The sequence below is a fragment of the Nocardia rhamnosiphila NBRC 108938 genome (genome assembly GCF_000720425.1).
Lineage (GTDB): Bacteria > Actinomycetota > Actinomycetes > Mycobacteriales > Mycobacteriaceae > Nocardia > Nocardia rhamnosiphila.
This window is the reverse complement of sequence record NZ_JOAJ01000023.1, coordinates 1-16,992: the sequence shown is the minus strand read 5'-3', so window position 1 is coordinate 16,992 and position 16,992 is coordinate 1. Positions and strand designations below refer to the sequence as shown.

At 68.8% G+C, this 16,992-nt stretch carries 2 protein-coding genes; both read right to left on the bottom strand.

Annotated elements, in window-relative coordinates:
* The coding region (locus IG75_RS40810; protein WP_162183833.1) for a non-ribosomal peptide synthetase at positions 1-7,209 on the bottom strand (7,209 nt) is incomplete at its 3' end.
* Positions 7,210-7,277: 68 nt separating this feature from the next.
* Positions 7,278-16,992, bottom strand: a 9,715-nt coding sequence (locus tag IG75_RS40805) for a non-ribosomal peptide synthetase (RefSeq protein WP_156061003.1), incomplete at its 5' end; no start/stop codon positions are given.

Below are 16,992 nucleotides of genomic sequence, written 5' to 3'. Positions count from 1 at the left end.
ATGCGACACCGCCACACCCTTCGGACGACCCGTCGAACCCGACGTGAAAATCACATACGCCGTATTCGACGGACGCAACGGCGCACGACGATCCGCATCGGTGACCGGGGCATCGGCATACCCCGACAGCTCCAGCGTGTCCAGTGCCAGTACCGGCACACCTGTCCCCTCGGGAACAGCACCGGCATCGGACGTCGAGGTCAGCACGCAGACCGGTCGCGCGGTCTCGAGCACATACGCGGTCCGCTCCGCCGGATGCTCGGGATCCACCGGGACATACGCACCACCCGCGGTGACCACCGCGTACATGGCGACCACCAGATCCACCGAGCGCCGCAGCGCCAGACCGACCAGCGATTCCGGCCCCACGCCCTCGGCGATCAGCAGCCGCGCCAGACGATTGACCCGTCCGGCGAACTCCGCATAGGTCAGTTCGGCGCCCTCGAACGACACCGCGACCCGATCCGGATACCTCGCGACCGCCGCGGCGAACTCGTCCGGCAGCAACCGTGCATCGACCGCGTGATGGGTCGCGTTCCAGCGCTCCAGCACCAGTTCGCGTTCGGCCGGTGCCAGCAGATCGATATCGCCGACGGCGACGGACGGATCGGCGACGATGCCGTCCAGCAGCCGGACCAACCGGTCCGCGATCCGGCGCACATCGGCCTCGTCGAACATGTCCCGCCGGTACCCGGCCCGGATCCGCAGCGTATTGCCGAGCGCGGCGACCAGGGTCAGCGGGTAGTGCGTGGCGTCGATGCCGGCCAGACCGGCCACCGTCATTCCGTCGATATCGCTGGCCTGCGCCTGGATACCCGCGGCGTCCACCGGATACGACTCGAACACCAGCAGGGTGTCGAACAGCGCCGCCATCCCCGCCGCGCCCTGGATATCCGCCAGACCCACATAGTGGTGATCCAGCAGATCGGCCTGTTCGGCCTGGACCCGGGCCAGCACCGTCCGCACGGGCTCGTTCTGATCGAACCGCACCCGCACCGGGATCGTGTTGATGAACAACCCGACCATGGTCTCCACGCCGGGCAGTTCCGGCGGGCGACCGGAGACGGTGGCGCCGAACAGCACATCGTCGCGACCGGTCAGCCGGCCCAGCAGGACCGCCCAGGCCAGCTGCAGCACCGTGTTCGCCGTCACGCCGACCTCGGTGGCCAGCGCGGTCATCCGGGCGGTGGCCGCGGTATCCAGACCGAACTCGTACTCGCCCGACAGCGTGGTGATCTCGGAGCCACCCGCTTCGGGGCGGACGAGCAGGGTCGGTTCCTCGACTCCCGCCAGCGCCGCCCGCCAGGTCTCCAGCGAGACCCCGCGATCCTGGCGGCCGACCCATGCCAGGAAGGTCCGGTAGGAATGGACCGCCGGTAGTACCGCGGCATCGCCACGAACCGCGTACAGCGTCAGCAGATCCCGCATGAGCAGCGGCATGGACCAGCCGTCGAGCAGGATGTGATGGTTCGCCACCACGAACTGCCAGGTATCCGCGCCGGTCTTGATCAGCGTGAACCGGAGCAGCGGCGGCTCGGCGAGATCGAAGCGCCGCAACCGGTCCGCCTCGATGAGGTCGGCGGCCGTCCCGGCGCGGCTGCGGTCGTGCTCGGTCCAGTCGACCGGCATATCCTTCAGGACCACCTGGACCGGGTGGCCCTCGTGATCGGTGACGAAGGCGGTACGCAGGTTCTCGTACCGATCGACCAGGGCCTGCGCCGCCGCCCGCAGACGGGCGGCGTCCACCCGGCCGGTCAGCGTGAGCACCACCTGGCCGGTGTACACATCCACCGAGGTCTCGGCGATCTGGGCGTGGAACAGCATGCCGGCCTGCAGCGCGGACAGCGGCCACACATCGGCGACCGGGAAGCGCCGCTCGATCCCGTCGACATCGGACTGCGACAGCGCGACCATGCCGAAATCGGACGGGGTGTGCCCACCGGCGCCCGCGGAATTCGCGTGGCGCGCGACCGCTTCCAGCGCCCGCGTCCACAACTCACCGAACTCGCGGACCTCTTCGGCCCCGAGCAGGGTGGTCGGGTAACCGATCCGCGCGATGAACTCGTCGCCGGCGACGACGGCGTTGATATCCAGCAGCGCCAGCGCCGGCATATCCGCGTCGAATGCCGCGTCCACCACCAGATCGGCGGGCAGCCAGCCGAACTCACGCATTTCCGGGGACAACTCGCCCGAACCGGCGGACCGCCCCAGGTAGTTGAAGCTCACCTGGCCCGGCAGCTCGACCGGCAATTCGCTCGCGGTCCGCGGGTTCAGATGGCGCAGCAACCCGTAGCCGATGCCCTTGTCCGGCACGGCGAGCAGCTGTTCCTTCACCGCCTTGAGTGCCGCTCCCAATGCCGGTCCGCCGGCGAGCGCGTCCTCGAAATCGATACCGGCCGGCGCGAACCGCACCGGGAAGACGGAGGTGAACCAGCCGACGGTGTGGGACAGATCGGCACCGGGCACGACCTCTTCCTCACGACCGTGACCCTCGAGCCGGACCAGCAGCGGATCATCGATCGCCGCCGAGGGCACCCGCCGCGCCCGCCAGGTGGCGGTGGCCAGGACGAGCGCGGTGAGCAGACCATCGTTCACCCCGCCGTGGAACAACGCCGGCACCGTGGTGAGCAGCGCCTGGGTGACCTCGGGCGACACCCGCACCGAATAGGTGTCGACCGTCGCGGCGGTATCGACCGCCGGGTCCAGCGCGCGGTCGGTCAGCAGCGGATCGGCCGTATCGACGACGGTCCGCCAGTAGTCCAGTTCGGCCTCTCGCTCGGCGCTGCGCGCATGCGTCTCGAGCGCATGCGCCCAGGTCCGCATCGAGGTGGTCGGCTCCGGCAGTTCCGGCAGGAGCCCGGCGCTGTGCGCACCGGCGGACAGCACGAAGTCCGGGACCAGAATCCGCCAGGACACGCCGTCGACCACCAGGTGATGCGCCACGACCACCAGGTATCCCGGCCGGTCGGCGGTATCCGGTTCCAGCCAGACGAACCGCACCACTACGCCGTGGCCGGGATCCATGCGATCCAGGGCCGCGTCGACCGCGGCGGTGGCCGTTTCGAGCACCTGCTCATCGGTGGCGGCGGCATCGAACACGGTGTGATCGATGAGCGCGTCCACGTCGACCGAACCGGGCTCGACGGTCTCCACGGCCCATTCGCCGTCCACGACGAACAGGCGCGACCGCAACATATCGTGCCGGTCGAGCACCGGACCCACCACCGCGGCGATGGTTTCGCGGGTGACGCCGATCGGCAGACTCAGCGGCGTCAACTGATGGAAACGCCCGAACGAGCCGAAGCGTTCGACCATCGTCCGCACCACCGGGGTGAGCGGCATACGGCCGACCCCGCCGCCCGGCAACTCGGCCAGGGTCCGCACCGCGCCGTCGACGAATTCCGCGAACTCGGCGACCGACGCCAGGCCCGACACCGTGCGCTTCTCGAACACCTGGCGCGGGGTGAACACCACACCGCGCGATTTGGCCCGTGACACCAGCTGGATGGAGACGATGCTGTCGCCGCCGAGGGCGAAGAAATCGTCGTCCGCGCCGACCCGCTCGACGCCGAGGACCTCGGCGAAGATATCCGCCAGGATCTCCTCGATCGGCGTCGAGGCGGCCCGGAACTCCCGGGTCTCGAACACCGGTTCCGGCAGAGCGTTACGGTCCAGCTTGCCCGAGGCGTTCATCGGGAACGTCTCGAGTGCCACGAAGGCCGACGGCACCATGTACGACGGCAGCCGGCCGTGCAGATGTGCCCGCAGCTCGTCGGTGGTGATCGTCGCGCCGGCCACCGGCACCACATACGCGACCAGGTGGTCACCGGTACCCGCATGCCGCAGGATGACCAGCGCCCTCGCGACGGCGTCCATTTCGGTGAGCGCGGCCTCGATCTCACCGGGCTCGATCCGCTGACCGTGCAGCTTCACCTGGAAATCGCTTCGGCCCAGGTACTCCAACTCACCCGCGGCCGTCCAGCGCACCAGGTCACCAGTGCGGTACATCCGTTCGCCGGCGTGGAAGGGGTCCGCGACGAAACGCGTGGTGGTCAGATCGGGCCGGGCCAGGTAGCCGGGCGCCAACTGCGCGCCACTGATGTAGAGCTCTCCCTGGACACCGGCGGGCACCGGCCGCAACCGGTCGTCGAGTACGTAGGTCCGGGTGTTGAGACCCGGGACACCGATCGGCACGGCTCCGGTTTCGACGCCGGTCACCTCGTGGGCGGTGACATCGACCGTGGTCTCGGTGGGCCCGTACTGGTTGAACAGGCGGGCGCCGGTGCGTTCCCGCAACCGCCGCGCGAGGTCGCCGGACAGCGCCTCACCGCCGACGGTGATACTGCGCAGTCCGGCCCAGGCCGATGGCTCGGATTCGGACAGGAACACCGACAGCAGCGACGGCACGAACTGTGCCATCGTGACGCCTTCGTCGGCGATCAAACCGGTGAGGTACGCCGCGTCGCGGTGACCCTCCGCATGCGCGATGACCAGGCGGGCGCCCAGCTGCAACGGCATGAAGAACTCCACCACGGACGGATCGAAGGTCGCCAGGGTGCGGTTCAGCAGCACATCGCCGGCACCGAGTTCGTGCCGTTCCCGGGTGGTCGCCAGATAGTTGAGCACGGCCCGGTGCGAGACCGGGACACCCTTCGGCCGGCCCGTGGAGCCCGAGGTGAAGATCGCGTACGCGGTGTTGTCCGGCCGCAGCGGCCGGAGCCGGTCGGCGTCGGTGAGCGCGGTGCCGGCGACACCGGACAGATCCAGCCGATCGATACGCACCTGCCCGGCGATCGCCGGATCGAGGTCTTCGCCGGAGGTCAGCACACAGATCGGGCGCGCTGTATCGACGATGTACTCGAGCCGGTCCACGGGCTGGTCCGGATCCAGCGGCACATACGCGCCGCCTGCCGCGACCACCGCGTACGCACCGGTGATCAGGTCGATCGACCGGCGCATACCCAGAGCGACATAGGTTTCCGTGCCCACACCGGCATCGCGCAGCCACCGCGCCAACCGGCGCACGCGGACCGCGAACTCGCCGTAGGACAGACCGGTGCCCTCGTAGGTCAGCGCGACCCGGTCCGGAGACTCCGACACCACCCGGTCGAACCCGTCCAGCAACAGGCCCGGCTCGACGATGCGGTCGGTGGCGTTCCACCGGTGCAGCACCAGCTCGCGTTCGGCCGTGTCGAGCAGCTCGAGCTCACCGACCGGGGCCGCGGGATCGGCGACGATCCCGGCCAGCACCCGCAGGTACCGCTGGACGAATCCCGCCACCGTCGCGTGGTCGAACAGGGCGGTGGCGTAGGTCAGGTAGCCGCTCACGCCCGCCGCGGCACCCGACGCGTCGTAGGTGTCGCTGAGAATCATGCTCAGGTCGTACAGGGAGACCTCGGTCCCGGCGTCCACTCCGGACACCGAGAGACCGGGAATTTCCAGACTCGTCTGCGCCAGGTTCTGGAACGCGAAGCCCACCTGGAACAGCGGGTGCCGCGCCGTGGACCGCACCGGGTTCAGCGCCTCCACCAGCTGTTCGAACGGCACATCGGCATGCGCGAGCGCCGCGATATCGATCTCCCGCTGGCGCGCCAGCAGGTCGGTGAACGATTCCCCGCCCTCGACCCGGGTCCGGAACACCAGCGTGTTCACGAACATGCCGATCACATCGTCGAGGGCGGCCTCGCCCCGACCGGCCACCGGGGTACCGATCGCCACATCGTCGGTCCCTGCCAAACGGGCCAGCAGCAGCGCGAACGCGGTATGCGTCACCATGAACAGGGTCACACCCTGCTGCCGCGCGAAGTCCTGCAGCGCCTGATGCAGGCGCGCATCGATATGCACTTCGACTCGGCCACCGTCATACGCCTGTGTCGCCGGCCGCGGGCGGTCCATCGGCAGATCCAGCTGCTCGGGCAGATCCGCCAGCGCCGACCGCCAGAAGTCGAGCTGTTCGTGCGCCAGCGACGAGGGATCGGCGCCGTCGCCCATCAGGTTCCGTTGCCAGATCGCGAAATCGGCGTACTGGACCGCCAGCGGCGCCCAATCCGGTGCCCGGCCTGCCGCCCGTGCCGAATAGGCGGTCATCAGATCCCGCATCAACGGCACCGTCGAGGCACCGTCGCCGGAGATATGGTGCACCACCGCGGCGAGCACGTATTCGTCTGCCGCGTCGTCGATCCGCAGCAGCGTCACCTGCACCGGCACCTGCTGGGCGACATCGAACGACACCGACGCCAGCTCGGTCACCACGGTCTCGACCGCATCCGCGGCCACCGTGCGCATCTCGAGGACCGGTACCGCCCCCGTGACCGGCAGCACCACCTGCGCCGGACCGGATTCGGTCTCCGGATACACCGTCCGCAGCACCTCGTGCCGCGCCACCAGATCCGTGACCGCCAGTCGAAGGGCATCCACGTCCAGCGCACCCGACAACCGGATCACCAGCGGAATGTTGTAGGCCGCCGCACCACCGTCGAACCAGTTCAGGAACCACATGCGCTGCTGCGCCAGGGACAGCGGGATCCGGTCCACGACCTCCCCCGACGGCAGCACCCGGGTCGGCCGCGGCTGCGGTACCAGCGCCGGACGTCCGCCGGAACCCACCTGCTCCTCGAGCCGGGCGGCCAGCGTGCCGACGACGGATGCCTCGAACAGCAGCCGCACCGGCACCTGCGTATTCAGCGCCGCGCCCAGACGCGCCACAACCTGTGTCGCGAGCAGCGAGTTCCCGCCGAGGGCGAAGAAATCGTCATCCGCGCCGACCCGCTCGATACCGAGCACATCGGCGAGTACACCGGCCACGACCCGCTCGACCGGTGTCGACGGCGCCCGGAACTCCCGTGCCTCGAACGCAGGCTCCGGCAAGGCCCGGCGATCCAGCTTTCCGGCGGGGGTCAGCGGGACCTCGTCGAGCACCATGACCGACGCCGGCACCATGTACGAAGGCAACCGCTGCCCGACGAACTCGCGCACCTCGGCCACATCGATCGAACGACCCGGTACGGCCACTACGTACGAGACGAGGGAGACCACGCCTGCGGCGCTCTCGTGTCCGGTCGTGACAGCGAAGTCGACGGTCTCGTGCGCGGTCAGCGCCGCGTCGATCTCGCCCAGCTCGATACGGAAACCGCGAACCTTGACCTGGAAGTCGTTACGGCCCACATACTCCACCGCAGGATCGCCCGCGGTATCACGACGCCAGCGCACCACGTCACCCGTGCGGTAGAGCCGCGAACCGGGCTCACCGTACGGATCGGCAACGAACCGCTCGGCGGTCAGGCCGGGCCGCGCGTGGTAGCCGCGGGCCAGCTGGATACCGCCGACACCGGACCACCGATCGTGACCCGATCACCGGCACGCAGCACACCACTGATATTCGTGGCCACCGTCGCCTCGGTCGGACCGTAGGCATTGTGGAAGCGGCGCACGACCCCGCCCTCGGGCGTGGTCGACCACTTCGCCATCAGGTCCGCCGAAATGGCTTCACCACCGGCGATGATCACTTCCATCCCGGCAAGATCCGCCGGATCCAGCGACGCCAGCACCGACGGCGTGATCAAACCGACCGTCACACCCTCGCGGGAGATCAGTTCACCCAGTTCGGTGCCACCGTAGGTACCGGTCGGCACCACCACGAGCGCACCGGCCGACCCGACCGCGAGCAGCAACTCCAGGATCGAGGCGTCGAACGACGGGGAAGCAAACGCCAACGCCCGCGAATCCGGAGTCAACCGGTAACGCTCGACCTGCTCGGCACTGAAGTTCGCCAAACCGGCATGCGAGACGACAACACCCTTGGGCAGACCGGTCGAACCGGAGGTGTAGATGACATAGGCGGTATTCGCCGGGGTCAACGGCCAGACCCGGTCGGCATCGGTGATCGGATCGGCCGGGTACGTGTCCAGAGCCAACTCGTCGAGCACCAGCCAGTCCACCGAATCCGGTAGATCCGCCCGCACACTCGACACCGTGATACCCACCGCGGCACCGGAGTCGGTCAGCATATGCGCGATCCGGTCCGCCGGATAGGTCGGATCGATCGGCAGGAACGCCGCACCCGACTTGGCCACCGCCCACTCCGCCAGCACCGAATCCGCCGACCGCGGCACCGCCACTGCCACCAGATCCTCGGCACCCAGGCAGTACTCGATCAGGACGTGCGCCAACCGGTTCGACCGTTCGTCCATCTCGCCATAGGAAAGACGCTGATCCCGGAACACCACCGCCGGCGCCGACGGATCCACAGCCACCGCCGCCGCCAGCAACTCCGGCAACGTCGACGCCGGCACCGCCGCACCACCCGTGCGGGACAGGATTTCGGCACGCTCGGCCTCGTCGAGGATCTCGATCGACCCCAGTGCGATATGCGGGTCCGTGACCACCGCGGTCAGCAACTGCCGGAACCGGGTGATCACGGTCCGGATGGTCGCCTCGTCGAACAGTTCGGTGGCGTAGTTCAGGAACAGGGTCATTCCGCCGGAGCCGTTCTCGGCCAGCGTGAACTGCAGATCGAACCGGGCCACGTCCTCCACGAGGTCCAGCCCGGAGACCTCCAGACCTGCCAGATCCAGCACCGGCTGCTCATTGTTCTGCAGCGACAGCGCCACCTGGAACAGCGGATTACGCGCCTGCGAACGCTCCGGCGCCAGCAGATCCACCAGCCGCTCGAACGGCACATCGGCATTGCCGAACGCGTCCAGATCGACCTGCCGAGCGCGGTCCACCAGCGCGGCGAACGATTCACCGGAACCGACATTCGTCCGCAACACCAGCGTGTTGACGAACATGCCGACCAGATCGTCCAGGGCCCGCTCACCACGACCCGCGATCGGCGTACCGATCGCGATGTCGTCGCTACCGGACAACCGCGCCAGCAACGCGGCCAATCCGGCGTGCAGCGCCATGAACATCGACGCGCCACGACCCCGCGCCACACCGTCCAGGCCCTGAATCAACTCAGCGGACAACTCACCGCTCACCGTCGCGCCGCGCATCGACGCAACCGCCGGACGCGACCGGTCCGTCGGCAGCGCCAACTCGTCGGGAACACCGTCGAGGGTGCGCTGCCAGAACGCGATCTGGCGCGCCAGCGGCGAATTCACATCGTCCTCGGCGCCCAGGACCTGCCGCTGCCACAGTGTGTAGTCGGCGTACTGGACCGGGAGCTGATTCCATCCCGGCTCGAGGTCCCGGACCCGCGCCGCGTACGCGGTCATCACGTCCCGGGCCAGCGGCGCCATCGAGAAACCGTCGCCGGAGATGTGGTGCACGACCACCACCAGCACGAATTCCCGCGGCGTCACCTCGAGCAACCGAGCCCGCAACGGCGGGGCCACGGACACGTCGAAACCGATACCCACGAACTCCGCCACCGCGGCGGGCAACTCGTCCGCGGTGACCGCGACCGTCTCCAATCGGAGGTCGACCCGATCCGCGGGCACGACCAGCTGCACCGGCACTCCGGAACGCTCCGGGAAGTAGGTGCGCAGCGATTCGTGCCGGCGCAGCACATCGGCCAGGGCCGCGCGCAGCGCCGCCACGTCCAGCTCACCGGAGAGCCGGATCGCCATCGGCAGGTTGTAGGCCACCGACGAGGTGTCGAACTGGTTCAGGAACCACATCCGCTGCTGCGCGTACGACAACGGCACCAGATCGGGGCGCGGCCCGGCCACCAGTGCCGGACGTGCTTTCTCACCGGCCTGCTCGACCCGCACGGCCAACGCGGCCACCGTCGGGGCCTCGAACAGCGCGCGCACCGTGACCTGGGTATCGAGCGCGGCCCCGATCCGGGCCGCGACCTGGGTCGCGACCAGCGAGTTACCGCCCAGCTCGAAGAAATCGTCGTCCGCACCGACGCGCTCCAGACCGAGCACCTCGGCGAACGTCGATGCCACGACCTCCTCGATCGGAGTCGACGGCGCCCGGAACACGCGCGCCTCGAACACCGGCGCCGGCAGCGCTTTGCGGTCCAGTTTGCCGGCAGCGTTCATCGGGAACGCGTCGAGCACCACGAAGGCGGCGGGCACCATATAGGCCGGAAGTTCGGCACGCAGTGCGGACCGCACCGCCTCGGGATCGATCGCCCGGCCGGTTTCCGGCACGAGATAGGCCACGAGCTGGTCACCGGTGTGCTCATCGGCGCGCATGACCACCACTACCTGGGCGATCTCATCCACGCCGAGCAGCGCCGCCTCGATCTCACCGAGCTCGATGCGCAGACCGCGCAGCTTCACCTGGAAGTCGGTGCGGCCCAGATACTCGAGCTCACCATCGAAATTCCAGCGCGCCAGGTCGCCTGTCCGGTACATCCGTACGCCGGCGCCGAACGGGTTCGCCACGAAGCGGTCGAAGGTCAGATCGGCGCGCTCCACATACCCCCGCGCCAGCTGCGCGCCGGCCACATAGAGCTCGCCGGGAACCCCCGGCGGGACCGGGCGCAACCGGCCGTCCAGCACGTAGGCCTGGGTGTTGAAAGCCGGGACGCCGATCGGTACCGACTCGGTATCGGCCTCGGTCACCTCGTGGAAGATGAGGTCGACCGTGGCCTCGGTGGGCCCGTACAGATTGTCCAGCCGGGCATTGGTCAGCTTCCGCAACCGGCGCGGCAGATCGACGGGAAGCGTCTCGCCGCCGACGACGATATGGCGCACACTCGACCAGGCGTCGGGGCCGGTGTCGGCCATGATCACCGACAGCATCGACGGCACGAACTGCACCGTCGTCACCCCTTCGGAGGCGATGATCCCGGCGAGATAGGCGGGGTCACGGTGTCCGTCCGGGCGTGCGATGACGAGCCGGGCACCCACCTGCAACGGCAGGAAGAACTCGGGGACCGACGCGTCGAAGGTGACCGTACCGCGCTGCAGCATGACATCGGACGCGCTCATCCCGTACCGCGCGTGGGCGGCCACCAGGTAGTTCACGATCGCCTTGTGCGCCACCGCGACGCCCTTGGGGCGCCCGGTCGAGCCGGAAGTGAAGATCACGTACGCGGTGTTGGCCGAGCGCAGCGGCTGCAGCCGGTCCGCATCGGTGAGCGGGGCATCGGAGTACTCGGACAGGTCCAGCCGGTCGATGCGCAGCTGCCGTTCGATCACCGGGTCCAGGTCCGCACCGGAGGTGAGCACACACACCGGACGCGCGGTATCGAGGATATGCCCGAGCCGTTCCACCGGCTGTTCCGGATCCAGCGGTATGTAGGCGCCGCCGGCCACGACGACGGCGTACATACCGACGACGAGATCGAAGGACCGCTGCATACCGAGCGCCACATACACCTCGGGCCCGACACCCATCCCGACGAGCCGGCGGGCCAGCCGATGCACCCGGCCCGCGAACTCGGCGTAGGACAGATTCGTCCCCTCGAAGGTCAGCGCGATCTCGTCCGGCGTCCGGGCGACCTGCGCCTCGAACAGGGAAACCAGGGTGGCGGTGGCATTGCCGGGGGTCTCGGTGAGCGCGGTTTCCACCGGGAAGCCCGTCGCGTTCCAGCGATCGAGCACCAGGGCGCGTTCGGCCGGGGCCATGAGCTCGATATCCCCGACCGGCACCGTCGCGTCCGCGATCACCGCGCGCAGCACCCGGACGAATCGCCGGCCGAACTCGGAGATGAAGTCGTCGTCGAAGAGATCTGTGGCATAGAGGATCTCGGCATCCATGCCCGACCCGCCGGCGACCGCGTCGCTCATGGTGAGCGACAGGTCGTACTTGGTGTTCGGTATCTCGACATCGAATCCGGTCATCGTCAGACCCGGCAGTTCCAGCCGGGTGTCGCCCAGGTTCTGGAAAGCGAGCATCACCTGGAACAGCGGCTGACGGGATTGGGAACGGACCGGATTGAGGGCCTCGACCAGCCGCTCGAACGGCACGTCGGCGTGTGCGAACGCGGCCAGATCGCGATCGCGCACATGCGCGAGCAACTCGGCGAACGGCGCGCCGATATCGACCCGGGTCCGCAACACCAGCGTGTTGACGAACATGCCGATCAGCTCGTCGAGCACCCGCTCGCCGCGGCCGGCGACGGGAATGCCGATGGCGATATCGTCGGTACCGCTGAGGCGGGCGAGCAAGGTGGCGAACGTGCTGTGCACGAGCATGAACAAGGTGACGCCCTGCGCCTGGGCGACCCGGTTCAACTCGTCGATCACCGCGCCGGGCACGACGAACCGGTGTGTCGCCGCCCGTTCGCTGGCGACCGCCGGCCGGGGCCGGCTGGACAACCGGAGTTCGTCGGGCAGTTCGTCCAGTTCGGCCCGCCAGAAGTCCAGCTGCTGGGAGACCAGCGACGCCGGATCCTCATCGGATCCGAGTACCTCGCGCTGCCACATCGCGTAATCGATGTACTGCACGGTCATCGGCTCCCAGTCCGGGGCCGCGCCGGCCGAACGCGCCGAGTACGCGATCATCAGGTCACGGCTCAGCGGCCGCATCGAGAAACCGTCGGCGGCGATATGGTGCACCACACCGGCCAGCACGTAGTCGTCCTCGGTCAGGCGATAGACCCGCAGCCGAACCGGCAGCTCGGTGGTCAGATCGAAGCCGCGGAAACCGAATTCGGCGATCGACGCGAGGAGGTCACCTGTGAGTTCGGCACCCGACACCGCGGCCCGGTGCGTTTCGAGGATCTCCACCTCCGGAACCGCGCGGTCCGGCGGCAGCACCTGCTGGTAGCCGATGCCCTCGTGGGCCGGGTACACGGTGCGCAGGGATTCGTGCCGGGCGATCACATCGGACACCGCCTGCAGCAGCACCGTCATATCGACCGTGCCGGTGAGCCGCAGCACGAGCGGAATATTGTCGACCGCGGACTCCGGTTCGAAGCGGTTGAGGAACCATATCCGCTGCTGTGCCTGCGAGAGCGGCGGGCGTTCGGGCCGGGGACGCGCGGCCAGAACCGGACGCCCACCGGCGCCGGCCTGCTGTTCCACCCGGGCCGCGAGCGCGGCCACCGTCGAATCCTCGAACAGCATCCGCACCGGGACCTGGGTATCGAGTGCGGCCCCGATCCGGGCCGCGACCTGGGTCGCGATCAGCGAGTTGCCGCCGAGGGCGAAGAAATCGTCGTCGGCACCGACCCGTTCGGTACCGAGGACCTCCGCGAAGACCCCGGCCACGATCTCCTCGATCGGGGTCGACGCCGCGCGGGAACCACCCGATTCGAACACCGGCGCGGGCAGTGCCCGGCGATCCAGCTTTCCGTTGATGGTCAACGGGATCCGGTCCAGCACGACCACCGCGGACGGCACCATGTAGGAAGGCACCCGCTGACCGACACCGTCGCGAATCGCTTCGGTATCGGGCTCGTCCTCGGTCTCCGACACCACATACGCGACGATCCGGTGATCGCCCGGAGTGTCCTCGCGGACGATGACCGCGGCCTGCGCGACATCCGGGTGCGCGAGGACCGCCGCCTCGATCTCACCGAGCTCGATCCGGAAGCCGCGCACCTTGACCTGGTCGTCGGCCCGGCCCAGGTATTCGAGTTCGCCGGAGCGGTTCCAGCGCGCCAGGTCACCGGAGCGGTAGAGCCGCGCCCCGGGTGCACCGGGCTCGGCCAGCGGGTCGGCCACGAAACGGGCCGCCGTCAGATCCGGGCGATCCAGGTAACCGTGGGCAAGCTGCCCGCCCGCGATGTACAGCTCGCCCGTCACCCCGACCGGCACCGGCCGCAGCCGGCTGTCCAGTACGTAGATCTTCAGCCCGGCGATCGCCCGGCCGATCACGCTACCGGTGGCCTCGGCGATGGTCTCCGCGTCCAGCGCGCGGTGGGCCACGTGCACGGTGGTCTCGGTGATGCCGTACATGTTCACCAGCACCGGCGAGGCGGTTTCCCGGTCGCCGATCTGGACGGTGCGTCCGGTCGAACCGTCGCCGTGCCGGGCGATCCAATCGGAGAGCCGGCGCAGTTCCAGTGCCTCACCACCGAATACGACGTACCGCAGCGCGAGCGGACGTTCGGCCTGTGCGGTGCGGTCCGCCTCGGCCAGCTGATAGAACGCCGACGGCGTCTGGTTCAGCACGGTGACCCGCTCCGTGCGCAGCAGTTCCAGGAACTGCTGCGGCGAGCGCGAGGTGTAGTAGTCGACGACCACCAGGGTGCCGCCGAAGAGCAGCGGTCCCCACAGCTCCCAGACCGAGAAGTCGAATGCGTAGGAGTGGAAGAGGGTCCACACGTCCTCGGGGCCGAACCCGAACTCGCGCTCGGTGTTGGCGAACAGCCGCACCACGCTGCGGTGCGCCACCGCGACGCCCTTGGGGCGGCCGGTGGAACCGGAGGTGTAGATGACGTAGGCGGTGTTGTCCGGACGCAGCGGCGCCAGACGATCGGCGTCGGTGACCGGACCGTCGTCGGCGTCCTCGATATCGCCGGCCTCCACGGCGTATCCGTCCACCACGACACGGGAGACACCGCCGGGCAGGTCCACCCGCACCGAGGAATCGAGTACCACGGTCGCGGGACGCGCGTCCTGGAGTATGTAGGCGATGCGATCGGCGGGGGAATCCGGATCCACCGGCACGTACGCGGCACCGGACTTGATCACCGCGAGCAGGGCGACCACCAGATCCAGCGACCGCGGCAACAGCACCGCGACCCGGGCCTCCGGTCCGGCGCCCTCGTCGATCAGCCGGCGCGCCAGCACATTCGCCCGGCGCTCCAGTTCGGCGTAGGTGAGCTGATCGCCCTCGTACTTCGCGGCGGTCCGGTGCGGATGTTCTCCGGCGGCCGCCTCGAACAGCCCGGCCAGGGTGGCCGTCTCGGGGTCGTCGAGCGCTACGCCGTCGACGCTGAACACGCCGGGGCGGGCATCCGCACGGGATTGCGCCCAGCGCTGTGTCACATCGAGGCGCTCGGTGCCGGTGAGCAGATCGATATCGCCGACCGCTGTCGCCGGCTCCCGCACGATCGCGCGCAGAATGCGCAGGAAACGATCGGAGAAACCGGCCACGGTCTCCGGATCGAACAGATCGGTGGCGTATGCCCACTGCATCCGCAGGCCGCCGTCGGCGGCACCCTCGGTGCCCACCGTCAGCTGGAGATCGAACTTCGACTGGCCGGTCTGGAAGTCGACGACGCCGAGGTCGAGCCCGGGCAGCGATACCGCCGCCGTATCCGCCACCGATGCGGCCTCGAAGGCCAGCACGACCTGGAACAACGGGTGATGCGCACGCGAACGGCGCGGGTTGAGGATATCGACGAGCCGCTCGAACGGGATATCGGCGTTCGCGAAGGCGGCGAGGTCGGTGCGACGCACCTCGGCCAGTAGTTCGGTGAACGGCGTACCCGGGGCCACCTCGGTCCGCAGGACCAGGGTGTTGACGAACATACCGACCAGATCGTCGAGTGCCTGTTCGCCGCGACCGGCGATCGGCGTTCCGATACTGATATCGGAACTGCTGGACAACCGGCTCGCCCAGGCGGCGAGCGCGGCATGCACCACCATGAACAGTGTGGTGCCGTGCGACCGGGCCAGACTCTCCAGAGCGGTACGCAATTCGATGTCGACCACGAAATCGTGGGCGGCACCGGAATCGGAAGAGATCTCCGGCCGCGGCCGGTCGGCCGGCAGGTCCAGTCGGTCGGGCATATCCCGCAACTGTTCGCGCCAGTAGGCGATCTGTTCGGCGGCCACCGATTCGGGATCGTCCTCCGAGCCGAGCACCTCACGCTGCCACAGCGTGTAATCGGCGTACTGCACCGCCAGCGGTTCCCAGGCGGGGGCCACACCGCGGCTGCGGTCGTTGTAGGCGACGACGAGGTCCCGCAGCAGCGGACGCGGCGAGAAGCCGTCGGCGCTGATGTGGTGGGCGACCAGGAGGAGCACGTAGTTGTGCTCGTCCAGGCGCAGCAGCGACACCCGGAACGGCAGTTCGGCCACGACGTCGAAGAGCACCCCGGCCAACTGGAGGATGCGGGCGGGCAGTTCGGCCTCGGTGACCGGCTCGGGATCGAGCTCGATATCCACCGCACCGGCCGGCAGCACCTGCTGGTAGCCGATACCGTCCACTTCCGGATACACGGTCCGCAGCACTTCGTGCCGCGCCACCAGATCCGAGACGGCCGCGCGCAACGCGTCCACGTCCAGATCACCGGTCAACCGCACCGCCAGCGGGATGTTGTAGGCCGCGGACCGATCGTCGAACCGGTTCAGGAACCACATCCGCTGCTGCGCCAGCGACAACGGCACCCGCTCCGGCCGCTCCCGCGCCGCCAGCACCGGCATGTCGCCCCGCCCGGTGGCGGATTCCGCGGCGGCAGCCAACGCGGCCACCGTGGAGGCCTCGAACAGCATCCGCACCGGCACCTGCACATCCAGCGCCGCACTCAGGCGGGCCGCGACCTGGGTCGCGATCAGCGAGTTACCACCCAGGGCGAAGAAATCATCATCGGCACCGATCCGCTCGACACCGAGCACATCGGCGAACACACCCGCCACGATCTCCTCGATCGGAGTCGACGCAGCCCGGAACTCCCGCGCTTCGAACACCGGGGCAGGCAGCGCCTTACGATCCAGCTTGCCCGAAGTGTTCAACGGGAACGCGTCCAACTCCATGACCACGGCCGGGATCATGTACACCGGCAGCACATCACGCAGCGATTCCAGCAACACACCGGAGACGATCTGCTCTCCGGGTGCGGGCACCGGCTGCGCCAGCAGCGCCGACTCGATCTCACCCAGCTCGATCCGCTGACCACGGAACTTCACCTGGAAATCGGTACGACCCAAATACTCCAGCACCGGCAACGATTCGGTCCAGCCCTCGGTCGGCGAATCGCCGATCACGTGAGTCCACCGGACCAGGTCGCCCGTACGGTACATCCGCCGACCCGCATCGAACGGACTCGCCACAAAACGATCCGACGACAGATCCGGACGGGTCACATACCCACGAGCCAACTGATCACCCGCGAGGTAGAGCTCACCCACCACACCGGCGGGAACCGGCTGGAGACGGGAGTCCAGCACATAGACACGGCTGTTCCACTGCGGC